The organism is Paenibacillus algicola, from assembly GCF_005577435.1.
Classification (GTDB): domain Bacteria; phylum Bacillota; class Bacilli; order Paenibacillales; family Paenibacillaceae; genus Paenibacillus_AQ; species Paenibacillus_AQ algicola.
Genome location: NZ_CP040396.1, coordinates 2,477,899 through 2,504,122, shown reverse-complemented (window position 1 = coordinate 2,504,122; position 26,224 = coordinate 2,477,899). Strand labels below are relative to the sequence as shown.

Genomic DNA, 26,224 nt, shown 5'->3' with positions numbered 1-26,224 from the left:
AAAAGTCCTTGCAAATCCTAGAAATATAGGATTAGAGGTATACGCTCCGGCATCCTCATGTACGGCCGCTCCCGGTCGTAGATGTGACCATACATAGATGCATTTTGAGAACAGCAACACCAAATTCAGATGACGGAGGGAAAGCGATGGAGTTAAAGGAGTATTTCAGGGTGATCACCCGGAAATGGTGGATTCCTGTGATTACCGTATTCTGCTGTCTGGCGCTGGTGTATGTGTACACCACGTTTTATGACAAGCCTGTGTATGAGGCTTCAGCAGATCTGATTGTGAACCAGCCTGCAGGTGCCGATGCAGGGGAGTCGCTGGTAAATCCGAATTCGATCAACACCAACCTGATGCTGATCAATACGTACAGGCAGATCATGACCTCAGAAGCGATTACGAAATACGTATCACAGCAGCATCCGGAGCTGGGATTAAGTCCTCAGGAGCTCAGCAGCAAGGTCACCATCAATACGATGAAGGATACCCAGGTCATTAATCTTTCGGCCAGGGATGCATCGTACGAACGTGCGGCTGTCATCGTCAACGCGGTATCGCAGGTGTTCATTGAGCGAGTGTCCACCATCATGAACGTGGATAATGTCAGCATTTTAAACGAAGCGAATCTTAACGCTTCTCCAGACCCGGTAAATAACCGGGCAGTCATTCTTTATCTGTTCGCAGCGATGCTGGGACTTGCGCTTGGTTACGGCATTCTATTCCTGATCAGCTATCTGGACGACTCCATTTCTTCCGAGCAGGAAATCGAGCAGGTGCTGGGATTGACCGTGCTGGCTAAGACACGGAAAGCCAAAAAGCGCGATTGGGTGCAGCAGAACAAGCAGGATGCCAAGCCGGCAGCCTCCCCAGCAGCCGCCAAAACCATGAACAAAGCGAACGCAAGGCATCTATAACCAGAGCGGAGGGAATGGAGCGTTGGAAGCCAGAAGAAGCATTCTGATCTATCGAGATCATCTGTTGCCCCCTTCAGAAACGTTCATTCGGGCACAGGCTGAAGGTCTTGTAACCTATCGTCCCTACTACATGGGCTCCCGGCTGGTCCAAGGGATTGAGATCGAGGAGGAGGCGCGTTTTGTTGTCAATCGCGGCGGCGCTCTCGGGCGGTTCAAAGAAATCGGCTTCAAGCTGACTGGCTTGAATTGGGGGCTTGCCAGAGAGCTAAGGAAGCTGCAGCCGCAGCTCATTCATGCCCATTTCGGAACGGATGCCGCACTTGCACTGCCGCTGGCCGACCAATTGAGGGTTCCGCTGATTTCAACCTTCCACGGGTATGATGCCACAACGAGGGATGAGTACGCCAAGAAATCATATTATACCCATCGAAATTATCTGAAAAAAAGATCCCGCCTTCAGCAGGAAGGAGCTCTGTTTATCGCCGTTTCTGACTTTATCAGGCGCAAGCTGATGGATCAGGGGTATCCTGCCCACAAAATTGTAAAGCATTACACCGGCATTGATCCTGCCCGTTTCTGTCCCGATCCGGCTATCCAGAGAAAGCCCATTGTTCTCTTCGTAGGGAGACTGGTAGAGGTAAAGGGCTGCAACTACCTGCTTCAGGCGATGAAGACCGTGCAGGAGCAGCTGCCGCATGTGCAGCTGGTAGTGATCGGGGATGGCCCGCTGCGCTCAGAGCTGGAGCAGACTGCGAAGCAATCGCTTAGAGATTATCAATTTCTCGGCTTGCAAAGCCCGGCTGAAATCAAGCGCTGGATGAATCAAGCGCAGGTGTTCTGTGCCCCGAGTGTGTCTGTAGAGAGCGGTGCAGAAGAGGGGCTGGGTACCGTCTTTCTGGAAGCAAGCGCAATGGGGCTGCCTGTAGCCAGCTTTGCAACAGGAGGCATTCCTGAAGCGGTGAAGCATGGTGAAACAGGACTGCTGGCGCCAGAGAAAGATATCAAAGCGCTGAGTGAGAACATTCTTTCGATGTTGACCAATGAACTGCAGCGCAAGCGGTTCAGTGAGCAGGGACGTCAATGGGTCAGCGAGCAATTTGATTTATTGCGGCAGAACCGAAAGCTGGAGGAAATTTATCAGTCTGTGTTTCTGTAATTGTCCGCTCTATCATGCTATGAAACGATCAAATATGGGAGGCGAACATCTATGGCCACAGCTGCCGTGGAGCAGGGCCTGATTACAAGCGTGAATCCGAATTCTTCGCTGTCTGAGGCTTACAAAATGCTCCGAACCAACATTCGATACTCTTCCGCGGAGAAAGCGTATAAGGTGCTGCTGATCACCTCCGCTGTAAGCGGAGAAGGGAAGACGACAACGGCGGCCAATCTGGCCGTGACCTATGCCCAGGAAGGACATAAGGTGCTGCTGCTGGAGGGAGATCTGAGGCAGCCTTCGCTGCAGCAGTTCTTTCGGAAGCCACTGGGTCGTCAAGGGCTGACCGATCTGCTGACCGGGCACCACCCCCTGAGCGAATGTATCTCGGAATCCGAGATTCCTGATCTGGATGTGCTTCCCTCAGGAACTGCTACGCCCAAGCCCTCTGAGCTCTTGGGATCGGAACGATTGAAGAGAATCCTCAGTGAGCTGTCTCAGACCTATGACCTGATCATTATGGACTCTCCGCCGTCGATTGCCTATGCCGATGCCCAGATTCTCGCAACCTTATCGGATGGGGTCGTCCTTGTCATTGGAGACGGGATGGCTTCCAAAGCCCAGGTGAAACGGGTCAAGCACAGCATGGAGCATGTGCATGCAGAAATTATCGGAGCTGTATTCAACCAAACCTGACATTTCAAGACACAAGATCGGAGGCTATGACGCAATGAACATGATCAACAATGAAGCCAAGTCGATGGAGTACACCCGCACAGCGTCTTCTAAGCTGGCCTGGGATAAAGGCATTCTGTTTCACTTCACCAAACGAAGCATGGATCTGATCCTCGCGCTTGTAGGCTTGATAGTGCTTCTGCCTGTATTCATCCTGCTGGCCATTATTATCAAGGCGAAGGAGCCTTCCGGCCCTGTTTTTTTCAAGCAGCCCCGTGTCAGTAAGGATTTCAAGCTGTTTCATATTTACAAATTTCGTTCCATGGTGACCGATGCAGAAGTCAAATTAAAGCAAAACCCGGCGTTGTATGAGAAGTATCTTGCCAACAATTACAAGCTGGAGCCTGAAGAAGATCCGCGGATCACGAAGCTGGGACGGTTCTTGCGAAAGAGCAGTCTGGACGAGCTGCCTCAGCTGATCAATGTAATCAAAGGCGAGATGAGTCTTGTCGGACCGCGCCCGGTCGTCGCGAACGAGCTGGTTGAATACAAGGAGAAGAAAGCGGATCTTCTCTCCGTCAAGCCCGGGATTACCGGTTACTGGCAGGTGAGCGGACGCAGCAGTGTCGGTTATCCGGAGCGGGTTCATCTGGAGCTGTATTACGTCTATAACAAGTCAATTCTGCTGGACATTAAGATTTTATTTGCAACCGTATGGAATGTGCTGCTGAAAAAGGGAGCTTACTGAGGTGCAGATAAGACAAGGGAAAGGAGACACAGCATGAAGGTTGCAATTGTACATGATTGGCTGACCACTTATGCAGGCTCGGAAAAGGTGCTGGAGCAGATGCTGGAGCTTTTCCCGGAAGCAGATCTCTTCAGTACGGTTGATTTCCTGAGCGGCTCAGAGCGGCAGTTTCTGCGGGGCAAGGAAGTGCATACCTCTTTTATTCAGAAGCTGCCGCTTGCCAAAAAGAAATATCGGCAATATCTTCCGCTTATGCCCATGGCTGTTGAGCAGTTTGACTTATCTCCGTACGACCTGATTCTGTCGAGCTCTCACGCGGTGTCGAAGGGGGTCATCACCGGGCCGAATCAGCTTCATATTTCTTACGTGCATTCACCAATCCGCTATGCCTGGGACCTGCAGCACCAATACCTGAAGGAATCCGGACTTCAAAAGGGCCTGAAGGGAATGGCTGCCAAATGGATGCTTAGCAAAATAAGAATGTGGGATTACCGCACCTCCAATGGAGTGGATTATTTCATCGCGAACTCCGGATTCATCTCCAGCCGGATCTGGAAGGTCTATCGCCGTGAATCCCAGGTGATCTATCCGCCGGCTAACGTCTCGGCCTTCGCTTATCAGGAAGAGAAGGACGATTTCTATCTGACCGCCTCGCGAATGGTTCCATATAAGAAGATGGATCTCATCGTGGAAGCATTCTCGAAGATGCCGGATAAACAGCTGGTCGTGATCGGAGACGGACCGGAAATGGAAAAGGTTCGGCAGCGGGCTGGCAGCAACGTTCAGATCTTGGGCTACCAGGAGGATGAGGTGCTCATTGAGCGGATGCAGCGGGCGAAGGCGTTTGTGTTCGCTGCCGAAGAGGATTTCGGTATTACGGTCGTGGAGGCCCAGGCTTGCGGAACCCCAGTCATTGCTTATGGAAAAGGCGGCTCTCTGGAAACGATCCAGGGGCTGGATTCGCCGAATCCAACCGGCGTGTTCTTCGAGGAGCAAAGTGTTGGCTCTATCATTGCAGGCGTACAGCGGTTTGAAGCAGAAGGCCGCAGAATCTCACCGGAACAATGCCGGAGAAACGCAATGTCCTTCACTCCGGATGCCTTCAAGCGGAATTTGAAGGATTTCATTGACGCCAAGCTGGCTGTAAAGAGTGCGTCCCGCTTGCGGAGCACAGACCTTGAAATACCACAAGTACTATAAAGAAAAGGAGAAGATCAGATGAACTTGACGTTTATTGGAACGGGTTATGTAGGGCTGGTATCCGGCGTGTGCTTCTCCGAGATTGGCAATCAGGTGACCTGTGTGGACAGTAATCAGGACAAAATAAAGCAGCTGAACCGGGGGCATGTCCCGATCTATGAGCCGGGACTGAAGGAGTTAATCCAGAAGAATCAATCCCAGGGCCGACTGAAATTTACAAGCCGGCTGTCAGAGGCGGTGCAGGAGGCAGACATCATATTTATCTGCGTAGGAACCCCGCCCCTTGCAAGCGGTGAGGCTGACCTGACCTATATCAAGCAGGCGGCTCAGGACATTGCACTGGAGATGAATGGCTACAAAATCATTGTCACCAAGAGCACCGTTCCTGTCGGCACGAATGACTTGATCTCATCCATCATGCAGCAGCTGTCCCAGCATCCCTTCGATGTCGTATCTACACCGGAATTTCTGCGGGAAGGGACGGCCGTGCAGGACACTCTTCATCCTGATCGGGTCATTATCGGGACGGAGGACGAGCGCGTCGCCGCGAAGATGGCAGAGCTGCACCGGCCCTTGAGCAGCAATATTATGATCACGGATATCCGCAGTGCAGAGATGATCAAGTATGCGTCCAATGCTTTTTTGGCCACGAAAATCTCATTCATTAATGAAATTGCGAACATCTGTGAAAAGGTGGGGGCCGATGTGACCGAGGTCGCGGCAGGCATGGGACAGGACCGGCGGATTGGCTCTTCCTTCCTGCAAGCCGGCATCGGCTATGGCGGCTCTTGCTTCCCTAAGGACACAGATGCATTGATTCAAATTGCCGGAAACGTAGACTATGAGTTCAAGCTGTTGAAATCAGTCGTTGAGGTCAATAAGGATCAGCGCTTCAATGTCATTGCGAAGCTCAAGCACTGCCTTGGTGATTTGAAGGACAAGCAGATCGGAATCTGGGGGCTGGCTTTTAAGCCGAATACGGACGATGTGCGAGAGACGCCAGCCATGGAGATAATGGAGGAGCTGCTGCAGGAAGGCGCCATCGTGAAAGCCTATGATCCCATCGCGGCAGACAATTTCCGCAAAAGCTTCCGTCATGAGGATTTAGTAATATGGAGCCCTGATGCGAAGGCGGCTGCTGCCGAATGTGATGCCCTGTGTCTCCTGACCGATTGGGCGGAGTTTCAGGATCAGGATCTGAAGGAGCTGCAGCAGCTCATGAAGCAGCCTATCCTGATTGACGGCCGGAATGTCTATTCCCGCGAGCAGGTCAGCCAGACAGACTTTCAATACTATTCGATCGGCCGGCCAGACATCGGAGGATTATATCCTTACAAGGAAGAGAGCATGATGCTCAGCTAATCTAGCCGCTGTGCACCAAGGGAGCGATGTCATGAAAGCAAGAAGCTTATCCATCTGGTGGATGAACCCGACGTACTTGTTCCTGCTGCTGATAAGCATCGTCGTGGCAGGAGCCTACCTGATTCCAGGAGACAGCTATATTACCTTTTATCGGGTAGACAAATATATCCATGATGGCAACCTAGAGTTCCTGATTCTGCCGGCAGTCTGCTTTATCGCGGGAAGCGTAATTGCTTCCCTGACTGCTGGAGCAAGAAGGCCTGCGCGGGAGCAAGTGTTCTCAAGCATGCTGAAGCATCAGGAAGGATACATAAAGGCCTGGATCAAGCTGCTATTCACCTTGACCCTGTTCGGATACGCAGCCTGGTTCCTGATTATGCTGCAGAACGGCTTCACGCTGTCCCTTTTTCTCAATGTAGTGAAGGGCGAGCCGGGCGCAATTTATGATATTACCGAGAACTTCAAGAGCATCACCGGCGTGACCTCTTTTACGAATTTCGGAATTCCGTTTGTCATCCTGGCCGTGTATTACCAGGTCTCAAACGGCAAGAGAACTTTTAACGGGATGCTGGCCATTGTCGTGCTGCTGACGCTGGTCCGGGCCATCTTCTTCTCCGAGCGTCTCGCGCTCATGGAGATTCTGCTTCCGGCGATTATCATTATGCTGGCGGTAAAGCAGAAACAAGGTAAAAAGCTGCGGCTGGTGCATTACTATCCCTTGATCGGTCTGGCTGCACTGATCGGATTTTTTGGAATTAGCGAGTATTTCAGATCCTGGCTCAGCTTCTATGTGAATGTGTATCCCTCCTTCTGGGAGTTCATTGTCACTCGCTTCTTCGGCTATTACGTAACGGCGCTGAACACAGGGACACTGTATCTGGAGCAGCTTGGATTCCAATCCGTTCCCTTTCCGTATTTCACGCTGGAGTGGATCTGGAAATTTCCCGGAATGAGCGGAGATGCCTACTTCTCTGCATTCGGCATTAATCCTGAGGCGGGAATCAATACCACGCTGGAGAGCTGGGGCAACCCCGAATTTAACAATCCGTCCGGCTTGATGCTTCCTTATCAGGATTACAGTCTGGGCGAGGCGCTGCTGTTCTGGGGTCTGATCGGCTATGTCAGCGGCATGCTGTATGCAGGATTTAAACATGGAGGGACCCTGGGCATGGTCCTGTATCCGATCTGGATGGTCGGAATCCTGGAGATTCCACGATATTTGTATTTCAGCAGCGGCCGGTTTTTCCCATGCTGGATTGTCCTTCTGACGTTTACATTCATGCTTCACTATAATGCCAAAAAGCTGGTCAGCTGGCAGCCAGCCGGAAGGAGAGCATAGCCTGTGACTCAAACCATCTACATCAACGGCCGTTTTCTAACTCACCCCGTGACGGGAGTTCAGCGTTACGGACTGGAGCTCATTCAAGCCCTGGATGATCTGTCCTCTCGCAAGGCAGAAGGCTTTGAGCATTATGAGTTTATTGTTTTGACTCCTAAAGTGGAGCTGCCGGCATTGAACCTGTCCGTCATTCGGATCAAGCAGGTGGGGGCGCTCAAAGGGCATCTGTGGGAGCAGCTGGAGCTGCCCGTGCATGCCTTCCGTCATCTGCTGCTTAATCCGTGCAACACCGCACCTTTGTTCAAAAGAAAGCAGGCGGTCACCTTGCATGACGCTGCTGTGTATGCCGTACCGGACACGTATTCCCGCTTGTTCCGTCTTTGGTACAAGATCATGTTTCCGGCTTTAGGGCTTCTGTCCCAGCAGATCTTAACCTGTTCCACCTTCTCCAAGGATCAGCTGATTCGCTATTGCGGGATCCCTTCGAGCAAGATGAGGGTCATTCCGCACGGCCGGGAGCATGTGCTGCGAGCCGCTGCTGATCACGAGGTACTGAAGAAGCATGGGCTGGACAAGCCCTTTGTGCTAGCTGTCAGCAGCATGAGCCCAAACAAAAATTTCGGCTCTATTGTCAAAGCCATTCAGCATTTGAATGTGGAGAATGTGGATTTCGTCATCGCCGGCGGGAGTAACCCGAAGCTGTTTCAGGAGCAAGGAGAGCTGCCCGACAGCGTGAAATACCTCGGCTATGTCGAAGAGGAGGAGCTCAGGGCGCTTTATGAGCATGCCGCCTGCTTCGTATTTCCTTCCTTCTACGAAGGCTTTGGCTTTCCGCCACTGGAAGCCATGACCTGCGGCTGTCCGGTCATCGCATCACACACGGCCTCGATTCCGGAAGTGTGCGGAGAGGCTGCGATTTACTGTGATCCTTATGACTGGAGGGATATAGCGAGCAAGATTCAAAGGGTGCTGGAGGATCCCGATTTGCAGGATCAGATGAGAGCCAGAGGGTTCGAGCAGTCCAGCAAGTTCTCTTGGGAACGCTGTGCCAAAGAAACGTTCGCGGCCATCACGGCCGATCCCCGGACCCATGAAATCCCTATCAACAATGCCAGCCGAAGTGAAACCGGATAGGAAAGGAGGAGTGTCACGTGAATATCATGTTCGCTAGTCATACTTATATGGGCGGAGACTTCGTGGTTGGCTCCCATCATCTCGCCCGGGAAATGAACAAATTAGGACATCGCGTCATGCATGTCAGCACACCGCTCAGTCCCTTCCATGCCCTGAAATGGAACAATCGTGATATACAGAACCGCTTCAGGCTGTGGAGAGGACGTGCCCGGAGCTTGGAGGAAGGGCCTGTGAACGCGGTGCCGATGTCCTTGCTTCCTTGGGAGATCGCAGGTCCTTTTTACAAAAAAACAAAACGGAACTGGATGCTTCCCTCCCTGCGCGGCTTGATGAAGCAGCACGGGATGGAAAATATTGATCTGCTGCTTATGGATCAGCCGCGATTCGTCGGGCTGGACCAGCTGCTGCAGCCGAAAAGAACGGTATACCGGCCAACGGATATTTACAGCAAAATGACTGGCGATCCCGTTGTGGCCCAGGCAGAGGCGGAGCTGTTAGGCCGCGTATCTGCGCTGGTATCCACTTCCGCGCCAGTCCATGACGAGCTGATTGCCTATAATCCCCAGCTTCCTTCCATGATTCTGGAGAATGGCGTGGAGTATGAGCATTTCTCCACCCCGGCGGACGAACCGGAGGAGCTGAAGTCTATTGCGGGTCCACGCGCGATTTATGTGGGAGCGATTGATGAACGATTGGATGTGGAAGGTCTTGCAAGACTGGCACAGAACAAGCCGCACATCAGCTTCGTCATTGTCGGCCCCTGCCCGGAAGCAGCGGCCCGTGCATTTCAAGGATTAACTAATTTGCATCTTCTCGGGGCCAAGCCTTACTCGCGAATCCCGGCCTTCCTGCAGCACTCAGATGTGGCGCTGCTGCCGCTCAGTCACCATCCGGCGAACGCCGGCCGAAGTCCGATGAAGCTGTACGAGTATATGGCAGCAGGTCTCCCGGCAGTCGTGACGAAGACGCCAGAGCTGTCGCGCAGAGATGAACAGCATCTGTATTTCTATCATGACTTGGATGATATGGCTGCCCAGCTTGAGAGGGCGTTAAGTGAGAGAAGCTCCAGGGAAGAGGTTCAGCGACGTGCGGCTTCTCAGGCCTGGCATTCCAAAGCAGCGCAGCTGCTTGCTTTTATCGACAACCTATAACAGTAACGAGGAGTAGTGACTTGCATGTCTTTAAAGGCTAAAGGGATTCATGCTATGAAATGGTCCAGCCTCGGTACGGTGGTGTCGATTATCGTGCAGCTGCTGCAGCTGATCATGGTGTCCCATTTGCTCTCGCCGAAGGATTATGGACTCATGGGAATGATTATGGTGATTGTCGCTGCCGCCGTAAATTTAACGGACATGGGCATCTCCAATGCCATAATTCACCGGCAGGATGTCACCCGGAATCATCTGTCCAGCCTGTATCTTTTGAATCTGGGCATGAGTGCTCTTATTTCCTTGCTCATCTGGTTATCTGCCCCTTATGTGGCTGCCTTCTACGAGGAACCGGCGCTCATCAATCCGATAAGGTGGATGTCGCTGCTCTGCCTCATTCCGGCCTTTGGCCAGCAGTTTGAGGTGCTGTGCCGCAAGGAGCTGGAGTTTGACAACATTTCAAAAATTCAGATCGCGGCTTACGTAGGCGGGTTTATCATTGCCCTGGCCGGTGCCTATTTCGGATTTGGCGTATATGCGCTGGTCGGCTCCTATTTAGGCAATGCATTGATTAAATCGGTTGGACTTCTGTTTCTGGGCTGGCGCCGATGGACGCCAAGATTACATTTTGCGAGAAAAGATTTGAAGGGCTATCTCCGGTTTGGTGTCTATCAAATGTTCTCCAATCTGCTGCAGTCCCTGATCTACAATCTGGATTATATGATCATCGGACGGATGTTCGGAGCCCAGACCCTGGGATATTACAGCTTTGCGTTTCAGCTATGCAATATGCCCATTCAGAAGCTGTCGCCGCTAATTAACACCGTCAGCCTGCCGATCTTTGCCAAGATGCAGATGCAGCAGGAGCTGCTTCGAAACGGATATGTGAAGGTCATGAGCTATGTCAGCTACTTGAATGCGCCGATCTATATGGGGATTCTGGTCACCGCTCCCGCTCTCGTTCCTTTCGTGTTCGGAGAGCAATGGATTCCAAGTGTCCTTATTATTCAGATTCTGTCGGCGACACTCCTGGTACGCACATTGACGCTGCCGGTGCAGCCGCTCCTTCAGTCTAAGGGCCGCACCGATGTCTATTTTCAGTTCACCCTGATCAGCATGGTCATTCAGGCACCGGGCCTGTTCATCGGAGCGTATCTGGGCGGTGTAATTGGCGTGGCTGTCGCTTATTTACTCGTTCAAACCGCCCTGGTCGTAGTGCAGTACCTGTTCGCTGTCAAGCGAATGCTGGGACCGTGCGGAGCCGACTATGTCAAAAGCATGCTGCCCGGATTAAGCTTTGGAGCCGTCATGGTGGCCGGGGTACTGCTGCTCAACCGGCTAGCCGATTGGCTTTTTGCAAGTGAGGTTCATTTCATCATCCAGGTGGCTTGTGGAGTGCTCTTCTACGGTGCCTCCATTCTCCTATTTAATCCCGGCCTGATCGCCAGTGCGCGGCAAATCATTCATCGCAAGAGTATTCCATAACCCCAGAGGAGGGCTTTTCAATGACAAAGGTAACGAAAGCAATCATTCCCGCTGCAGGACTAGGAACCCGTTTTTTACCGGCCACCAAAGCAATGCCCAAGGAAATGCTGCCGATCGTGGACAAGCCAACGATTCAGTATATCGTCGAGGAAGCCATCTCTTCAGGGATTGAGGATATTATTATCGTGACAGGACGGAGTAAGCGGGCGATTGAGGATCATTTTGACAAAAATATCGAGCTGGAGGCTGATCTGGAGGAGAAGAACAAGGATGAGCTTCTGGAAATTGTCCGCAGCGTCTCCAATCTGGTAGAGATCCATTGTGTTCGTCAGAAAGAACCGCTCGGTCTGGGACATGCCATCTGGTGTGCGCGTAAATTTATTAACCACGAGCCCTTTGCAGTTCTACTAGGGGATATGATAATCGACCATGAGGTGCCTTGCCTGAAGCAGATGATCGATGTCTATGACCAGCACGAGTCCAGCATCGTCGCGGTAGAGAGTGTGCCCTGGAAGGATGTGAGCAGCTATGGCGTCATTGAAGGGGAAGCTGTGAATGGTAAAATGCAGCGGATCACAAACCTGGTCGAAAAACCGAAGGTGAACCCTCCCTCCAACCTGGCCATGATCGGCAGATATATTCTCCATCCGGAAATTATGGATCTCCTGGAGCATCAGGAGGCCGGTGTAGGCGGCGAAATTCAGCTGACAGACGCATTGAAGGCGCTGGCGCAGCAGCAGGAGATGTATAGCTTCTGTTACGAAGGCAAGCTGTATGATGTCGGCAGCAAGCTCGGATATTTGAAGGCCAATATTGACTTCGCGCTGAAGCGGGACGGGATCGGACTGCCGCTCAAAAATTACTTGCTGGAAACCATTGTTGAATCAGAGCAGTCCAAGGTAGAGGCGCAGAGCAGTCTGAAGATCGTATGATGGATCATACTTACACGATGGAGGGATGGAAATGAAATTAGTATTGCTGTCCGGAGGCTCCGGTAAACGGCTGTGGCCATTGTCGAACGATGCCAGATCCAAGCAATTCCTGAAGGTGCTGGAGAATGAAGACCTGGAAATGGAGTCCATGGTCCAGCGAGTCTGGGGACAAATCAAGGCGGCCGGCCTGGATCAATCGACGCTGATTGCTACCAGCAGCAAGCAGGTGGAAATTTTGCAGAATCAGCTTGGCCCGGTGCCCATTATCGCTGAGCCGGAACGCCGAGATACGTTTCCGGCGATTGCCCTGGCAGCCTCTTATCTGTATTCCTTGAAAGGGGTATCGCTGGACGAAACGGTATGCATATTGCCGGTGGATCCTTATGTGGAGGACCATTTTTTCGAGAAAATCAAAGAGCTGGAACAGGTGCTGGAGAATACTGATGCCGGGATTGCCCTCATGGGCGTGACTCCGACCTATCCGTCCTCGAAATACGGCTATATTATTCCTGAGAAAACCTCCACGGCCAATGGTGTCATGCGCGCAGCAGGCTTTACGGAGAAGCCGACAGAGGAGAGAGCGGAGGAGCTGATGGCGGAGCAGGCGCTCTGGAATTGCGGCGTGTTTGCTTTCAAGCTCGGCTATATGATTGACAAGCTGTTTCAATCCAAGATTCCGGTTCAATATGAGGAGCTGAATAAGAAATACAGCCAGCTGCCGAAGATCAGCTTCGATTATGAGGTGGTGGAGAAAGAGAAGCATATTGCTGTGCTGCCTTATGAAGGCTGCTGGAAGGATCTTGGCACCTGGAACACGCTGACGGAAAATATGGGCGTCCAGCAGATCGGAGAAGGAAGAATCAGTGAGGACTGCGACAACACGCATCTAATCAATGAGCTGGATATTCCGGTGACTGTTATTGGCCTCTCCAATGCTGTGGTTGCGGTAAGCCCGGACGGCATTCTAGTGTCTGACAAAAGCGCAAGCCCGCGCGTCAAGGATATGGTAGCGCCGGATCAGCAGCCGATGTATGAAGAGCGAAGCTGGGGCTGGTACCGGGTGCTGGATTATACGAAATATGAGCAGGAGGAGGAGGTCCTCACCCGGCGCATTTGTCTCTGGGAAGGGAAATGCCTGAGCTATCAGAAGCACTGCCAGCGGAGCACCACACTGAACATTGTTAGCGGAGAAGGTGTGCTGGTCTTCAATGATGAGGTGTTTGACATCAAGAGCGGCGATGTCTTTACGATCCCTTCTCACGTCTATTATGGAATTAAGGCGGATAGTGATGTGGAGTTTATCGAGGTCCAGAAGGGCTCCGTGCTGCAGGAGGATGATATTATCGAGATGTATAGCACCTGGGAGGAAGTTGAAGCGCACTGCTCTGCCAGGAAGATTCCCTCATGAAGCGCTGGAAGAAGCTGATTCTCATAATCAGCGCAATTATATTGATAGGAGGCTGTGTATACAGCCTCTATTTATATCAAGCTGTAAAGGGCACCATGAGTGCGATCTATGAGCCGCTGGATTTGGAAACGCCGGTAACCTCCAGTCCCTCTGTAATGGAATCGGTGACGACAGTGCCGCCATCCCAGCCTTCCATGCCTGCTGCGCAGAAGAACAGGACTGCTGCAGAGGTGCAGCCTGCTGCTGAAGCCGCCGGATCTGTCCGGCAGGGCCCGCCAGAGCTCAGCAAGAGAGACCCCTTTACGCTGGCCATTCTCGGCGTGGATGAGCGGGAGAATGATGTGGGACGATCAGATGTGATCGTGGTGCTGGCCGTGAATCCGGATAAGCACTCCGTGAAGATGATTCATATTCCCAGGGATACTCGTACCGAGATCGTGGGCCGTGGCACCGTGGATAAAATCAATCATGCCTACGCCTTTGGCGGTGTCTCTATGTCAATCCGAAGCATTGAGCAGTTTCTGGATGTTCCTATGGATTACTATGTAAAAGTGAATATGGAGGGCTTTGCGCAAATCATTGATCTTCTGGGCGGCATTGTGGTGGACAATCCCTTTGCCTTCTCCATAGATGGTGTGGATTATCCGGCAGGCACGCTGTCCTTAAACGGTGAGGAGGCGTTGCTATTCTCAAGAATGCGTTACGGTGATCCCCGCGGTGATCTCGGTCGGAATGCCAGACAGCAACAGGTTCTCGCCGCCATTATGGATCAGGCCAAGCGGCTGTCGAGCGTGACTAAAGTGACAGACATTTTGGAAGAAGTGAAGGTCAGCACCAAAACGAATGTAACCCTGGAGGATATAAAGTGGTTGTTTACTGAATACAGGCCTGATCTCGACACCATTGAGAGGGACGAAATCCAGGGGGACGGAGCCATCATAAACAATATCTACTATTATATAGTGAGTCCGGGAGAACGACAGCGAATAACGACTTCAATTTTGCAGCAGCTGCAATCTTCAAGCTGAAGTCTTGGCATGAGAGGAAGGAGAAGCATATGGCCGTAAATTTATTTTTTGTCCCCCATCAGGATGATGAAGCCCTGACGTTTGGTGCGGGCATCCGCAATCATCTGGATCAGCATGATGAATGTCACGTCATTTTATATACAGATGGAGCGTCCTCCGGCGTTAGAAGGCAGCTGAACGGGGAAGAGAAGAGCTCGCTGCTCAAGAAAAAGCTTGACCCCCATAACGAAGGCTATGCGATACTCGATGAAGCTGCCTTTTCCGTCTGCCGAAATGTCGAATTTGAGCGCTCCTGTAAAGCGCTGGGTCTTCCGCCGCAGTGGATTCACTATTCCTCCTATCTGATGCAGGACGGGACTACCACCGTGGAAGGCTGCAAGCAGGTCATCATGGAGTTTCTGGATCGTTATCCGCAGGCCAGAGTAAAGACCTTCACGTATGCCGGCGGAAATCACCGGGATCACGCCAATATGGGCTTGGCGGCTCAAGGCCTATATGAGCAGGGCGTGATTCAGGATCTGAGGTTCTATGTGGAGCCTTACAATCTAAGAAAAGCTTTAAAGGAAAAGGGCAGGCGTCACATTTTGAAAGAAACGACGGTGAAGAGCAGTCACCTGGTTGTAGCTTCCCTGAAGGAATATACGATATGGGAGCCTACTGAGGGACGCTTTGCCATTGGCTATCATTCGGTCAAGAAGTGTATTGACACCGTTATGAAAAAACCGGTCTCCTATTATCACAAGCCCTGAGCACAAGCTCGGGGCTATTTGCAATTACCAATAACTACACAGTGCGTCCTCTTTCATTTCTTTGATATGGTAGTAGGATCAGAGTGATGAACATAGAAGAGAGGCGTTACTATTTGAAAAAGATCATGATGCTTCTGCTGGCAGGGATGCTTCTATTTACGAGTGTGGTCCACGAAGCTGCTGCATCTGTAAAATTTACAGATTTGGAAGGGAGCTATGCCCAAGCTGATATACACAGCCTGGCTGCAAGGGGCATAGTGTCGGGGGATGGCCACGGACATTTTTTTCCGAAAAAGCCGGTTACAAGGGCTGAATTTACGGCCATGCTGGTCCGGCTGTTAGCATTGGAGCCGGTCTACAGCAGCATCCGTGCCTTTGATGATGTCACCCCTCAGTCCTGGTCATACGGATGGATTCATGCTGCTGTTAACCTGTCCATGGTGAAGGGCAAGGAAGAGCGGAGATTTGATCCTACCAGCCGGATTACACGGGAAGAGGCAGCCGCACTTGCGGCAAGAGCGATGAAGCAGCCCTCAGATCCGGCAGCCGGGCAAGGCAACCTGACTCTCCGCTATAAGGATATGGACGACATCTCCGGCTGGGCCCGGGAAGAGGTGAACACCGTTACATCCTTGGGCTGGATGCAGGGCAGTCAAGGCTATTTCCGGCCAGGGGCTGCAATCACGCGACAAGAGGCTGTCATGCTGCTGAGTAATATCCTTCAATCCGGGAGCGTGAAGAGAGCACTGGATTCATATGGTCAGACTGCAGCTTCAGACATCTCCATGGGCTGGTTTTATCAGGGTACGGCAGCACAATATATGGCCTACGCAGAGCGGGCAGGGCTGAATACGGTGTCCCCGAGATGGTACTTTCTCAATGAGGACGGATCAGTTTCCAATCATACGAATGATCAGATTCTGCAGTGGAGCCGCCAAAAACGTGTGGCCGTGTGGGCAATGCTGGGGAATCGGTTCAACAAAGAGTCCACCCACCGAATGCTTCAAGATGCTGCTCAGCGCAAAAGTGTCATTCAATCTGTTGCCGGATATGTGTCGCGGTACCAGCTCGCCGGCATTAATCTGGATTTTGAGAATGTATCTCCGCAGGATCGGGAGCTGATGACCCTGTTCGTGTCGGAGCTGTCGGCTGCGCTGCATCCAATAGGAGCCGTCTTGTCGGTGGATGTCTCTCCCGATCTCGGCACGGACTGGACAGCAGCCTTTGATATGGAGGCTATTGGCTATGCCGCCGATTATACCGTCCTTATGGCTTATGAAGAGCACTGGAGCGGTTCTCAGAAGGCGGGATCCGTTGCCTCTCTTCCCTGGGTTACCTCTGCGGTAGATCAGTTATTAACGCAGATGCCAGCTTCTAAGATTATTCTTGCGCTGCCGCTATATACAAGGGCCTGGAATAGAAGTGACCCGGCTTTATCACGGGATATTACGTTAACCGAGCAGCAGCAGCTGTCGGCGCTCCCTTCTGCACGTCTGCGCTGGGACGCCCTTGCCGGGCAGTATATCGCTGACTACACCCAGAAGGGTACCGCCTACAGCATATGGACGGAAGAAGAAAGATCTCTTACGCTCAAGCATCTTCTTGCAGCAGATCGAGGACTCGCGGGAATCGCTTATTGGTACTCCGGTGCTGAAAATAAAGAGCTATGGAGCGCCGTCCGAAATGCGCGGAAATATCAGAGCTATGATTTCAAGTTCTAATGTAACAACTGTTTATTAGCAGGAAAATATTACAACTTGCCAAGCAGATAGTAATCATGATACATTAATGTCTCAGGTTCATTACATCTGTTATGGCGGTCGTGGCGAAGGGGTTAACGCACCGGTCTGTGGCTCCGGCATTCGTGGGTTCAAGTCCCATCGATCGCCCTTTAAAGTGGAAATGGAGAGCGGAAGCTCTCCATTTTGCTATACTCATTTCCTGATGATAAGGGGATAACCATCATGGTTTCAGCATTAATTGGAAGCTTTATCTCGGCGATGGCTACGGTTCTAGGAGCCATTCCGCTTCTGTTTGTCCGGACACTTTCGGAGAAATGGAAGGATGTGCTGGTCGCCTTTACAGCGGGAATTATGGTTTCGGCGTCCACGTTTGGCCTGATGCCTCAGGCATTGGATGAAGGCGGGATGATCTCCCTGACCCTGGGCCTACTGGCAGGTATTTTTGTGCTGGATCTGATCAGTGAGAAAATACCGAATCCGGAGACTGCCAGTTCAAAGCGCTGGGCAGAATTTGATCCCTCATCGTTACTGGTCATCATTGCATTATTTATTCATAACATTCCGGAAGGGCTGAGCACAGGCTTCAGCTATGCCAGTGAGAATGAAGGCCTGGGGTTAATGGTAGCCATTTCCATTGGGGCTCAGAATATGCCGGAGGGCCTGATTCTCGCCGTGTTCCTGATTAACAGTCAGGTGAGCCGTATGCGGGCGCTTCTGATCGTATTTATGACCGGGATTATGGAGCTGATCTCTGCGGTTGCCGGCTACTTTGCTGCGAGCTATATCGACTGGATGATCGGGTATGGTCTGGCCTTTGCTGCCGGAGCCATGATGTTTATTGTATATAAAGAGCTGATTCCGGAGAGTCACGGACACGGCTATGAGCGGCCCTCGACGTACTCTTTTATCGCGGGCCTGCTGGTAATGGTGTACATCAGCTTCTTTTTTGGCTAAGGACAACGGTTCATAAGAAATGGAGAGGATTGACATGGCTGCAAAGCATAACAGAAGGCGGACAGAAGCCGCCCCGAATAGAAATGAAGATAAGCCCGCAACCTTGAAGGATTTACTGAATCCGGAACTGCTGGAGCAATTAAAGAAGACCTCCGCCGAGCTCAAGGCGTCGGAAGCGCAGCAGCGGGAGCAGGAGCGTCTGGAGCGCGAAGCGGCGAAGAAGGCGGAGCAGAAGCGCCTGGACAATGATTTTGAGCATTTGCTCAATAACAGCAAGATGGATTGGCATAAATATAAATAGGCGGGCGGCTCTTTAGAGCCGTCCTTTTTCATGCTCATATGTTTGTTATCATATATAAAGCATGTTACAATTAGTAAGTTATAAATGCAGAAACAGCTATGGAGGGGTGCAATATGAAAATTGAAGTATGGTCGGACGTGGTATGTCCTTTTTGTTATATTGGCAAGCGTCATCTGGAGAAGGCACTAGAGAATTTTCCTGGCAGAGAGCAGGTGGAGGTTGTATTCCGCAGCTTTGAGCTGAGCCCGGGTGCGTCCTTTGAGCCTGGCGTGTCCATGACCGAGCTGCTGGCAGCGAAATATGGCATGACCCTGCAGCAGGCGGAGGACGCGAATCGGAGTGTGACGGAGCAAGCGGCACGTGCAGGCTTGACCTACCATCTGGACCGCGTTATTCCTGCGAATACGTTTAATGCGCACCGTCTGGCGCAATATGCGGACAAGGAAGGCAAGCTGGACGAGATGACAGAGGTGCTGTTCAAGGCATACTTCACCGATTTGAAGGATCTGAACGATGCAGAGCAGCTTGCAGACCTTGCCGTACAGGCCGGCTTGAATCGGGATCAAGCAGTCTCTGTGCTGGAAAGTGAGGAGTTCTCCTCCGAAGTGCTCGCAGATGAGCAGGCGGCTCGTGAAATCGGCGTCCGTGGAGTTCCGTTCTTCGTACTGGACCATAAGTTCGCTGTATCCGGCGCACAGCCGGTCGAGGTGTTCACCCAGGCACTGCAGAAGGCGGCGGCTGAAGCATCTCCGCTGGTGTTCGTTGAGGATGCCAACGCGGCTCCAGGCGGCAGCTGCAATGATGATGCCTGCTCCTGATTGAATCACGGCTGGCTTCCATAAAAAAATGTTGTGAAAACATCTCTAAAATCCGTTACACTATTCTTATTGAAGATTGGTAAGAAGGTGAACCTGCTTTGAATGAGATGGCTGCGGCAGACGGAATCATGTCACTGCTGAGTGAAGAATCCCTTGCCTTATTTTTAGATACCTTTCGGGAGCTTGGACCACTTCCGGGTGTTCTGCTAACCTTTATGAAGTCTTTTGTGCCCCCCTTGCCCACGGCTCTGATTGTAGGCTTGAATGCGGCGGTCTACGGGCTTTGGGCCGGATTCCTGTACTCCTGGATCGGGATTGTCAGCGGCTGTGTGCTTACCTTTTATCTCGTGCAGAAAGCCGGCAGCATCCCGCTGATCCGGAAATGGGCAGCCAAGCCCAAGGTACTCAAGGGTCAGGCCTGGATCCAGCGAAACGGCTTCAGCTACGTATTTCTTCTCAGCATTTTACCGATAGGGCCTTTTGTGGCAATTAACATCGCTGCCGGCCTGGGGGGGATGAAAATGGGCTCCTATCTGACAGCATTGATCCCCGGGAAGGGCTTGATGGTGCTGCTCGTTTCCTTGATCGGCGCCAATGTGGAGAGCTTTATCCAGCAGCCGCTGTGGGTTCTGGTGGTGCTGGCTGCGGTGCTGTTCCTGTTATGGGTGAGCAAGAAGGTGGAGGCCATCGTTCTGGGGAAGCAGAAGAGCATGATCGGCTGAGTGAACAGGGTGCTGAAGAAATTCGTTTCAAAACAACGCAAAAAGGTCGAGGACGGCTCCGGTCGGAGCTGCTCTTCGGCCTTTTTGTGTACCTGGCGTTATGCTAAAGTGCTTGAGCTTTCTTCTCTCTGAACATGAAATAGTACATGAACGATGCAGCAATATATAATACGCCGGTGATACAGAATGTAATAGCATATCCCCAATAGCTTCCGTAGTGGGTCACGAGCGCCGCCTGTACGGGTCCCATCGTTGCCCAGCCCATCATGAAGGCGGTTTGGGTGAAGGAATTTGCAATGCCCCGCCGGTGATCCGGTACACGTTCCACGAGAATAGACGCCTGAATCGGATTGGCTGCGTTCATAAGAGCCTGACGAAATAGAAACCCGATGGCGGCTACGGCAAATATATTAGTGAAGCCTGTGATCAGCAAAAATGGAAGCGACAGCAGCTGAAAGCACAGTACGGAAGTCACAGCTCCTAGTCTTCGGACGAGCCACGGTCCAATGAGCATCGAGAAAATGGTCATGATCTGTCCCAGTGAGATCAGGATGCCAACGGCGGACAACGAAACCTCGAAACGGTTGGTAAAATACAGATTGAGATAAGGAACCACCAGCCCAGAGCCGAGGCCAATGAGGAGCTGGGCAATCGTAAATTGGCCAATAACCTTGAGATCCTGACGATCGCTTTGACGCCTTTGTGCTTCAGTTTGTACGGGCGCAGGAGCTTCCTGCGGTTCCTTCTCAGCCACAGCCGAGACTTCCTGCGTAAACAGCAATGGAAGGAACGCGGCCAGGGCGCTGACGCCGCCGATCATAAGCACGATGCTGAGGCTCGTCACGCGGCTAATGCCGGTGAATTGAAGCAAATCAGCCAGAAACCCGCCGCCCATTCCCCCGAGCACTTGAGCTCCCAGCATGAGAGAAGCATGGTAGCTGAAAATTCTCATTCGTTCGGACTTCTTTGTGTTCTCAGCCAGAAACGGAATGGCGAGCACCTGAAACACAGAGGAAAAGATGCCGGTTACAACCGCTAATCCGAGCAGACCGGTAGATTGCTCTGTCCAGGCGCGGACGATCAGGCTGATTCCGCTGAGCATAGCTCCAATCACAAGCAGCTGTTTCCGGCTGCCGCGGTCACCCAGAAAACCAATCGGAATAAACATAAGGGCAGTCGCCAAGGATTGGACACTGACAACCGTGCCGTTCATCGCATCGGAATATCCAATATCCCGGATGTACAGGTTATACAACACTCCAAACATCCCGGTTCCAATCTGATAAAGAACATTGGCGAGAAAGAACAAGCGAATATTAATGGGAAGATTCATAAAACGTGATGCCGGCCTCTGAAAAATGCGCAAGATGCAACCTCCTACCTGATTCGACAGCTTTATTATTCTATCAGGTTCTTGGAGTTCAAGAAAGTATGAACTAAAAATTATATCTTTTCCGCACGCAGGCCAGTTCATATAAAAAGGCTTCACCGAGGAGAGTCATCGGTGAAGCCTTGTGTAAATCTATGCAATTGCGGCAATCTGATTTAAGAAGTTGTTGAACGCTGGAGAGAATTTCCGGATGCGCTCGATGTGTTCATCACGGAGCTGCCTTGGCTCACGGATGATTGGCTTGATTCGGCATTAGAGAAATACTTACCCTTCAGATCCTGAAACTGGTTCATGAGCTTCTGACGGCTGTCCTTGTTACGCAGCAAGTATGCTGCTCCTGCACCAACGGCGGTCCACAATGCTGTTTTTCTCATATCGTAATTCCTCCTTCATTTCATTTCAATTTTGTATATGCTGTGATTCAACTGCTGTACAAGAAATTACCCGCTCTTCACATGATTAAACAGCCATATTTATGAAATCGTTCCCATTTGCGCGCTGGCTTAGCATCATATATTATTTATTCTAATAGAAGACAGTATCTAACAGATGAAAGCGAGTTGTATCATGCCTATGAGATCATTAGCCTGGGTAACCGACAGCACCAGTACCTTAGATCCCAGCTTTATGGAACAAAACCATATTTATATGGTGCCTCTCCGCCTGATTTTGGGCAATCAGGAATTTCGGGAGCAGGTTGATATTTCAGCAGAGCAATTTTATAAGAAAATGCTGAACGAGCCAAAGGTAGGCAGCTCGCAGCCGCCAATCGGCGAATTTATTGAGCTGTATGAATCCCTGAAGGAGCGCTACGATGATATTATAGCTGTGCATTGCTCCTCCGGTCTGAGCGGAACCTTGAATACCTCGATCCAAGCGGCAGAAATTGCTGAGGCAGACGTGATTGCCATTGACTCCAAATTCGGCGCGTTTCCAGTCCGGGAGATGATCCAATCCGGGGTCCAGTGGCATCAGGACGGATGCTCGGCTGAGGAGATCGCAGAGCGCATCCGCAAAATGAGAGAGATGACGAAATTTTATCTCATCCCGTTTAGCCTCCAGCGACTGCATGCGGGCGGGAGAATGTCAGGCACAAAGCTCGTATTCAGCCAGCTGCTAAAGATTCATCTGCTCTTGCGGTTTGATGACGGAAAAGTCATTGTTGACGAGAAGATCCGTACGTACAAAAAAGCACGGCAGCGTATGCTGGATTACCTATCCAATGATATTGCTTCAACAAGCAAGATATGTATTATGCATGCCGGTAATCTGGAGGAGGCGCTGTCCGTACAGCGGGAGCTGGGTGAGCTCTACCCCGAGGTCCCCAGCGAGATTATGACCTTTATTCCTGTAGCCGGAATTTATGCAGGAGAAGGGACCATTGCGCTGTCCTGGATTTTGAAATCTTAATCACACACATCCTAACCGCCTGGGGCTATTGCCCGGGCGGTTTCCCTATACAGCGCGATCATTTCAAATAACTCAATTTTGTAACATAAGTTTCTAAGTCTCCGCTTTGGTTGTAATAATATTAACGTGTAGAGCCTTAAGGTTTACATCAAGCTTCCATGAGAGACGTATCTTATGTAAAGAAGCTGCCGGATCAAGCTGAACAGGAGGTCGATATCATGAAGATCATCATCACGCAAAAAGAAGCGCTGGATCGACATATTTGGGACAAGCTGATCCTCATGTTTGGTCTGCAGGACAAAGAGGATGACGTGTGGGAGAACGAGCAATTTATTCTCACGGAAGAGCAGGCGAGAGAGCTTGGTCTGATCTAGTCCTGATCCTCTAATTATATTTGAAAGGTAAGAAGTCATGAAGCGTACCTTACATATCTGTTTGTTTATGTTGGTGTTGCTGCTGGGGGTCGCTGGCTGCGATTCCTCCACCGAGGTACAGCCGGCTTCTTCGCCCTCGAAGCAAGCCGGGAACGTCTCGCCACCTGATCATAACGCTGCAGGCGATGAAGCCGGAACGTCCGGTGGAGCCCCGCCAGTTTCTCCTCCGAAGAGCGGTCTCACCGATGAGCCGGGATCAGACACTGCGAACGCTCCTCCAGCTGTGAAGCAGGGTCTAAGCCATGTAGAGCAGTGGATGCAAGAGCTCACCCTGGAAGAAAAGGTAGGCCAGCTCGTTGTAATCGGGCTGGAGGGTACAGTTCCTGATGCAACGGCGCAAAGGCTGCTAGAGCAGTATTATGTGGGTGGATTTATTTTTTTCGGGGATAATATTGAATCCGTTGACCAGACGCTGGAGCTGACCGGCAGGCTAAAGCAGCTAAACGGTGATCATCCTGTTCCTTTATGGCTCAGCCTGGATGAAGAAGGCGGAAGAGTGTCCCGGCTGCCTCCAGAGCTGGGCAGGCTGCCTTCCAGCGGAAAGCTGGGACAAACGGAGGATCCAAAGCTGGCTGCGGATGCCGGTACTCATATTGCGAGGCTGATGAAGGCGCTGGGGATGAATCTGGTCTATACTCCCGTGCTGGATATAAACAGTAATCCCGATAATCCGGTCATTGGAGACCGCTCTTTCGGCAGTGAAAGCGAGCGGGTGTCGCAGCTTGGGCTGGCACAAATGAAAGCGATTCGGGAAGAGGGCGTCGTTCCTGTCGTCAAGCATTTTCCTGGACATGGAGACACGGGTGTCGATTCTCATTCCGGACTTCCGGTGATCTCTCATCCTTGGGAACGCTTGAAATCTAAAGAGCTGGTCCCGTTTCAAGAAGCGATTGAGCAGGGTGCTGAGGTCGTCATGGTAGCCCATTTATTAATGACGAGTATTGATCCGGATACTCCTGCTTCTCTTTCCAAACGTGTCATTCAGAATCTGCTTCGAGAGGACATGAAGTATGACGGCGTGATTATCACGGATGACTTGACCATGGGGGCTATATCTGAAGCTGGCTATGATATTGGTGATGCCGCTGTTCAATCAATCCTCGCTGGTTGTAATATCGTGCTTGTGGGTCATGATTATAAGCTGGAGGAGGCTGTTCTGAAATCCCTGCTGGAAGCTGTGCAGCAAGGCGAGATTTCAGAGGAAGTTCTGGATGAGCGCGTCAAAGCCGTGCTTCAGCTGAAGCATGCCGCAAATCTTGGAGCCATGGATGAGGAATTACAAGATCTATCTACATTAAATCAAGAAACCAAGCGGATCTGGAATGCAGTGAAGCCATAATACTAATCTTTTCAGATCGGACCGAACGGAGGTGTTGGCCATGTCAAACCTATATATTGAACCACTCTCTTATGTGGAGCACTCCCGTCATGGTGAGTCCTTTAATAGTTCTTCAGATCTGTTTCATTTTCAGCAGTCGGAGCACCCAAATCCGGTTAATCCGGCTTCTCTATTTCCACGAGATGCATCGAGCTTAGGCAGAAAAAGGGAGCAAGTGACAGAGAGCGGGCCGCGTATGCTGAACATTTTGGTAGCTGAGGATAATGTGACCAATCAGCTGGTCATTACCAAGATGCTGGAAAGACTCGGGCATATGGTAACGATCGCAGAAAACGGAAAAGAAGCATTAAGCAAGGCACAGAGTAGCCATTATGATCTCATATTCATGGATATCCAAATGCCCGAAATGGACGGCGTGGAGGCGGTCCGGCAAATGCGGCTGCAGCTGCCCGCCGATCGAATACCTATCATTGTGGCTGTAACAGCTAACGCGCTGATGGGTGACCGAGAGCATTGCCTGACAGCAGGTATGGATGACTATCTTACAAAGCCTTTAAAAACCTCCATGCTATCAGAAGTCATCAAGCGTTATTTCGGTGAAGATGAATAAAGCAATAGGAACGTAAAAAAAACCGGCCTATGCATAGGCCGGTTTCAATCAGATCAAAAGTTGATAACTCACTCAAAATATGATAGAATGAAGGATAACTAATTAGTAAAGTTATGTAGTCACACATATCTAGATTAGCATATTCTATCAGAAATGTCAACAGGGGGGCATAGAATGGAAAACCGTAGCAGTGCGGATTTTGCACTGGATCGTGAGACCGTGGAGCCGGACAAGGCGGCCAGTTCTCCAAGTGAGGATTTTTCGGTGCACGATGATCTTTCGCTTCCGCCTGGCATCAAGATTAGCGATCCGGTTCGTATGTATCTTAAGGAAATTGGCAGGGTTCCTCTTCTGTCTGCAGAAGAGGAAGTCGAGCTGGCTAAGAGAATTAACGAGGGGGACGAGGAAGCCAAGCGTCGTTTGGCCGAAGCGAACCTCCGTCTCGTAGTCAGTATCGCACGCCGTTATGCAGGCAGAGGTATGCAATTCCTGGATCTGATTCAGGAGGGGAATATGGGGCTAATCAAGGCTGTTGAGAAATTTGATTACTCTAAAGGCTTCAAGTTTAGTACGTATGCCACCTGGTGGATCCGCCAGGCCATTACGCGATCCATTGCGGATCAAGCCCGCACAATAAGGATTCCGGTTCATATGGTGGAAACCATTAATAAGCTGGTTCGGATCTCGAGACAGCTGCTGCAGGATTTAGGCCGCGAGCCGACACCGGAGGAGATTGGCAAGGAAATGGACATCAGTCCGGAGAAGGTGCGTGAAATTCTGAAGGTGGCGCAGGAGCCCGTTTCTCTGGAAACACCGGTCGGAGAAGAGAGCGATTCAAATCTGGGGGATTTTATTGAGGATCAGGATGCTCTTGCTCCGTCGGATGCTGCAGCTTTCGAGCTGCTCAAGGAGCAGCTGGAGGAAGTGCTGGATACGTTGACAGAGCGGGAGGAGAACGTGCTCCGTCTGCGCTTTGGACTGGAGGACGGCAGAACTCGAACCCTGGAGGAGGTTGGCCAGGTGTTCGGTGTGACCCGGGAGCGTATTCGCCAGATTGAAGCTAAAGCGCTCCGCAAGCTTCGTCATCCTAGCCGAAGCAAGCGATTGAAGGATTTTCTGGAATAAAGAGTATGGCTTTGCTTAGTAATTTAAAGGTTCCCTGCCTTGCTCGGTGCAGCATGGCGGGGGCTTTTTCATTTTGGTCATAAATGGTCATGGATAGTCAT

At 51.3% G+C, this 26,224-nt stretch carries 26 protein-coding genes and 1 tRNA gene; 25 read left to right on the top strand and 2 right to left on the bottom strand.

Going from position 1 to position 26,224, the window contains the following annotated elements; translation table 11 throughout:
- The first annotated feature begins 146 nt into the window (after nucleotides 1–146).
- The 20 genes from E6C60_RS11610 to E6C60_RS11515 all read left to right on the top strand — a co-directional run bounded on the left by E6C60_RS11610 (nucleotide 147) and on the right by E6C60_RS11515 (nucleotide 19,815).
- Nucleotides 147–917, top strand: a complete 771-nt coding sequence (locus E6C60_RS11610; protein WP_138225991.1) for a YveK family protein — start codon at nucleotides 147–149, stop codon at nucleotides 915–917.
- A gap of 22 nt (nucleotides 918–939) precedes the next feature.
- Nucleotides 940–2,073, top strand: coding sequence for a glycosyltransferase (locus tag E6C60_RS11605; RefSeq protein ID WP_138225990.1), 1,134 nt, complete (start codon nucleotides 940–942; stop codon nucleotides 2,071–2,073).
- 51 nt (nucleotides 2,074–2,124) lie between these two features.
- Nucleotides 2,125–2,766, top strand: a complete 642-nt coding sequence (locus tag E6C60_RS11600; protein WP_138225989.1) for a CpsD/CapB family tyrosine-protein kinase — start codon at nucleotides 2,125–2,127, stop codon at nucleotides 2,764–2,766.
- Between the two features lie 64 nt (nucleotides 2,767–2,830).
- On the top strand, nucleotides 2,831–3,493 hold the full coding sequence (locus E6C60_RS11595) for a sugar transferase (RefSeq protein WP_233281238.1): 663 nt from the start codon (nucleotides 2,831–2,833) through the stop codon (nucleotides 3,491–3,493).
- A gap of 33 nt (nucleotides 3,494–3,526) precedes the next feature.
- Nucleotides 3,527–4,693, top strand: coding sequence for a glycosyltransferase family 4 protein (locus tag E6C60_RS11590; RefSeq protein WP_138225988.1), 1,167 nt, complete (start codon nucleotides 3,527–3,529; stop codon nucleotides 4,691–4,693).
- An 18-nt stretch (nucleotides 4,694–4,711) separates the two neighbouring features.
- The gene (locus tag E6C60_RS11585) at nucleotides 4,712–6,055 is read left to right on the top strand and encodes a UDP-glucose dehydrogenase family protein (RefSeq protein WP_138225987.1); all 1,344 of its coding nucleotides are present in this window, start codon (nucleotides 4,712–4,714) and stop codon (nucleotides 6,053–6,055) included.
- Between the two features lie 31 nt (nucleotides 6,056–6,086).
- A complete protein-coding gene (locus E6C60_RS11580) occupies nucleotides 6,087–7,394 on the top strand; it encodes an O-antigen polymerase (protein WP_138225986.1) in 1,308 nt (435 codons plus the stop codon).
- 3 nt (nucleotides 7,395–7,397) lie between these two features.
- Nucleotides 7,398–8,528: a glycosyltransferase family 4 protein gene (locus E6C60_RS11575; protein ID WP_138225985.1), complete on the top strand. Its 1,131-nt coding sequence runs from the start codon at nucleotides 7,398–7,400 to the stop codon at nucleotides 8,526–8,528.
- Nucleotides 8,529–8,554: 26 nt separating this feature from the next.
- A complete protein-coding gene (locus E6C60_RS11570; protein WP_233281237.1) occupies nucleotides 8,555–9,679 on the top strand; it encodes a glycosyltransferase in 1,125 nt (374 codons plus the stop codon).
- Nucleotides 9,680–9,703: 24 nt separating this feature from the next.
- On the top strand, nucleotides 9,704–11,161 hold the full coding sequence (locus tag E6C60_RS11565; RefSeq protein WP_138225983.1) for an MOP flippase family protein: 1,458 nt from the start codon (nucleotides 9,704–9,706) through the stop codon (nucleotides 11,159–11,161).
- Nucleotides 11,162–11,181: 20 nt separating this feature from the next.
- Complete coding sequence (gene galU, locus E6C60_RS11560; RefSeq protein ID WP_138225982.1) at nucleotides 11,182–12,093, top strand: UTP--glucose-1-phosphate uridylyltransferase GalU; 912 nt, start codon at nucleotides 11,182–11,184, stop codon at nucleotides 12,091–12,093.
- A 31-nt stretch (nucleotides 12,094–12,124) separates the two neighbouring features.
- The gene (locus E6C60_RS11555; RefSeq protein ID WP_138225981.1) at nucleotides 12,125–13,501 is read left to right on the top strand and encodes a sugar phosphate nucleotidyltransferase; all 1,377 of its coding nucleotides are present in this window, start codon (nucleotides 12,125–12,127) and stop codon (nucleotides 13,499–13,501) included.
- A complete protein-coding gene (locus E6C60_RS11550) occupies nucleotides 13,498–14,529 on the top strand; it encodes an LCP family glycopolymer transferase (RefSeq protein WP_138225980.1) in 1,032 nt (343 codons plus the stop codon). The genes E6C60_RS11555 and E6C60_RS11550 overlap by 4 nt, the downstream gene beginning before the upstream one ends.
- 29 nt (nucleotides 14,530–14,558) lie before the next feature.
- The gene (locus E6C60_RS11545; protein ID WP_138225979.1) at nucleotides 14,559–15,278 is read left to right on the top strand and encodes a PIG-L family deacetylase; all 720 of its coding nucleotides are present in this window, start codon (nucleotides 14,559–14,561) and stop codon (nucleotides 15,276–15,278) included.
- 113 nt (nucleotides 15,279–15,391) lie between these two features.
- The gene (locus E6C60_RS11540; protein ID WP_233280985.1) at nucleotides 15,392–16,999 is read left to right on the top strand and encodes an S-layer homology domain-containing protein; all 1,608 of its coding nucleotides are present in this window, start codon (nucleotides 15,392–15,394) and stop codon (nucleotides 16,997–16,999) included.
- A gap of 95 nt (nucleotides 17,000–17,094) precedes the next feature.
- Nucleotides 17,095–17,167: transfer RNA gene (locus E6C60_RS11535), tRNA-His, on the top strand.
- A gap of 75 nt (nucleotides 17,168–17,242) precedes the next feature.
- Entirely contained in the window at nucleotides 17,243–17,974 is a 732-nt protein-coding gene (locus E6C60_RS11530) for a ZIP family metal transporter (RefSeq protein ID WP_138225977.1), read from the top strand.
- 34 nt (nucleotides 17,975–18,008) lie between these two features.
- Complete coding sequence (locus tag E6C60_RS11525; RefSeq protein WP_138225976.1) at nucleotides 18,009–18,275, top strand: YqkE family protein; 267 nt, start codon at nucleotides 18,009–18,011, stop codon at nucleotides 18,273–18,275.
- Between the two features lie 113 nt (nucleotides 18,276–18,388).
- Nucleotides 18,389–19,093 (top strand): DsbA family oxidoreductase, encoded by a 705-nt coding sequence (locus E6C60_RS11520; protein WP_138225975.1) that lies wholly within the window; start codon nucleotides 18,389–18,391, stop codon nucleotides 19,091–19,093.
- Between the two features lie 107 nt (nucleotides 19,094–19,200).
- Nucleotides 19,201–19,815 carry a TVP38/TMEM64 family protein gene (locus E6C60_RS11515; protein ID WP_138227768.1) on the top strand — a complete coding sequence of 205 codons (615 nt, stop codon included), beginning with the start codon at nucleotides 19,201–19,203 and terminating at the stop codon, nucleotides 19,813–19,815.
- Between the two features lie 103 nt (nucleotides 19,816–19,918).
- On the opposite strand, the gene E6C60_RS11510 is transcribed toward E6C60_RS11515, so the two are convergent.
- Together E6C60_RS11510 and E6C60_RS11505 are read right to left on the bottom strand one after the other, a co-directional pair.
- Nucleotides 19,919–21,181, bottom strand: coding sequence for an MFS transporter (locus E6C60_RS11510; RefSeq protein ID WP_407669118.1), 1,263 nt, complete (start codon nucleotides 21,179–21,181; stop codon nucleotides 19,919–19,921).
- A gap of 179 nt (nucleotides 21,182–21,360) precedes the next feature.
- Complete coding sequence (locus E6C60_RS11505; protein WP_138225974.1) at nucleotides 21,361–21,579, bottom strand: hypothetical protein; 219 nt, start codon at nucleotides 21,577–21,579, stop codon at nucleotides 21,361–21,363.
- A gap of 199 nt (nucleotides 21,580–21,778) precedes the next feature.
- On the opposite strand from E6C60_RS11505, the gene E6C60_RS11500 reads away from it, so the two are divergent.
- From E6C60_RS11500 to rpoD, 5 genes are all read left to right on the top strand, one after another.
- Nucleotides 21,779–22,615, top strand: coding sequence for a DegV family protein (locus tag E6C60_RS11500; RefSeq protein ID WP_138227766.1), 837 nt, complete (start codon nucleotides 21,779–21,781; stop codon nucleotides 22,613–22,615).
- A 218-nt stretch (nucleotides 22,616–22,833) separates the two neighbouring features.
- Nucleotides 22,834–22,989, top strand: a complete 156-nt coding sequence (locus tag E6C60_RS20935) for a hypothetical protein (protein WP_175415279.1) — start codon at nucleotides 22,834–22,836, stop codon at nucleotides 22,987–22,989.
- Nucleotides 22,990–23,056: 67 nt separating this feature from the next.
- Nucleotides 23,057–24,388, top strand: a complete 1,332-nt coding sequence (nagZ, locus tag E6C60_RS11495; RefSeq protein ID WP_233281236.1) for a beta-N-acetylhexosaminidase — start codon at nucleotides 23,057–23,059, stop codon at nucleotides 24,386–24,388.
- A 40-nt stretch (nucleotides 24,389–24,428) separates the two neighbouring features.
- A complete protein-coding gene (locus tag E6C60_RS11490; protein ID WP_138225972.1) occupies nucleotides 24,429–24,998 on the top strand; it encodes a response regulator in 570 nt (189 codons plus the stop codon).
- Between the two features lie 174 nt (nucleotides 24,999–25,172).
- Nucleotides 25,173–26,123, top strand: a complete 951-nt coding sequence (rpoD, locus tag E6C60_RS11485; protein WP_138225971.1) for an RNA polymerase sigma factor RpoD — start codon at nucleotides 25,173–25,175, stop codon at nucleotides 26,121–26,123.
- The last annotated feature ends 101 nt before the right edge of the window (nucleotides 26,124–26,224 follow it).

Bases quoted from the DNA above. Each gene is read 5' to 3' on its own strand.
- E6C60_RS11525 (WP_138225976.1), top strand. From the start codon at position 18,009: ATGGCTGCAAAGCATAACAGAAGGCGGACAGAAGCCGCCCCGAATAGA.
- E6C60_RS11565 (WP_138225983.1), top strand. From the start codon at position 9,704: ATGTCTTTAAAGGCTAAAGGGATTCATGCTATGAAATGGTCCAGCCTC.
- E6C60_RS11610 (WP_138225991.1), top strand. From the start codon at position 147: ATGGAGTTAAAGGAGTATTTCAGGGTGATCACCCGGAAATGGTGGATT.
- E6C60_RS11595 (WP_233281238.1), top strand. From the start codon at position 2,831: ATGGAGTACACCCGCACAGCGTCTTCTAAGCTGGCCTGGGATAAAGGC.
- E6C60_RS11490 (WP_138225972.1), top strand. From the start codon at position 24,429: ATGTCAAACCTATATATTGAACCACTCTCTTATGTGGAGCACTCCCGT.
- E6C60_RS20935 (WP_175415279.1), top strand. From the start codon at position 22,834: ATGAAGATCATCATCACGCAAAAAGAAGCGCTGGATCGACATATTTGG.
- E6C60_RS11555 (WP_138225981.1), top strand. From the start codon at position 12,125: ATGAAATTAGTATTGCTGTCCGGAGGCTCCGGTAAACGGCTGTGGCCA.
- E6C60_RS11545 (WP_138225979.1), top strand. From the start codon at position 14,559: ATGGCCGTAAATTTATTTTTTGTCCCCCATCAGGATGATGAAGCCCTG.
- E6C60_RS11530 (WP_138225977.1), top strand. From the start codon at position 17,243: ATGGTTTCAGCATTAATTGGAAGCTTTATCTCGGCGATGGCTACGGTT.
- E6C60_RS11515 (WP_138227768.1), top strand. From the start codon at position 19,201: ATGGCTGCGGCAGACGGAATCATGTCACTGCTGAGTGAAGAATCCCTT.
- E6C60_RS11520 (WP_138225975.1), top strand. From the start codon at position 18,389: ATGAAAATTGAAGTATGGTCGGACGTGGTATGTCCTTTTTGTTATATT.
- E6C60_RS11580 (WP_138225986.1), top strand. From the start codon at position 6,087: ATGAAAGCAAGAAGCTTATCCATCTGGTGGATGAACCCGACGTACTTG.
- nagZ (WP_233281236.1), top strand. From the start codon at position 23,057: ATGTTGGTGTTGCTGCTGGGGGTCGCTGGCTGCGATTCCTCCACCGAG.
- E6C60_RS11590 (WP_138225988.1), top strand. From the start codon at position 3,527: ATGAAGGTTGCAATTGTACATGATTGGCTGACCACTTATGCAGGCTCG.
- rpoD (WP_138225971.1), top strand. From the start codon at position 25,173: ATGGAAAACCGTAGCAGTGCGGATTTTGCACTGGATCGTGAGACCGTG.
- E6C60_RS11500 (WP_138227766.1), top strand. From the start codon at position 21,779: ATGAGATCATTAGCCTGGGTAACCGACAGCACCAGTACCTTAGATCCC.
- E6C60_RS11505 (WP_138225974.1), bottom strand. From the start codon at position 21,579: ATGAGAAAAACAGCATTGTGGACCGCCGTTGGTGCAGGAGCAGCATAC.
- E6C60_RS11550 (WP_138225980.1), top strand. From the start codon at position 13,498: ATGAAGCGCTGGAAGAAGCTGATTCTCATAATCAGCGCAATTATATTG.
- E6C60_RS11600 (WP_138225989.1), top strand. From the start codon at position 2,125: ATGGCCACAGCTGCCGTGGAGCAGGGCCTGATTACAAGCGTGAATCCG.
- E6C60_RS11570 (WP_233281237.1), top strand. From the start codon at position 8,555: ATGTTCGCTAGTCATACTTATATGGGCGGAGACTTCGTGGTTGGCTCC.
- galU (WP_138225982.1), top strand. From the start codon at position 11,182: ATGACAAAGGTAACGAAAGCAATCATTCCCGCTGCAGGACTAGGAACC.
- E6C60_RS11585 (WP_138225987.1), top strand. From the start codon at position 4,712: ATGAACTTGACGTTTATTGGAACGGGTTATGTAGGGCTGGTATCCGGC.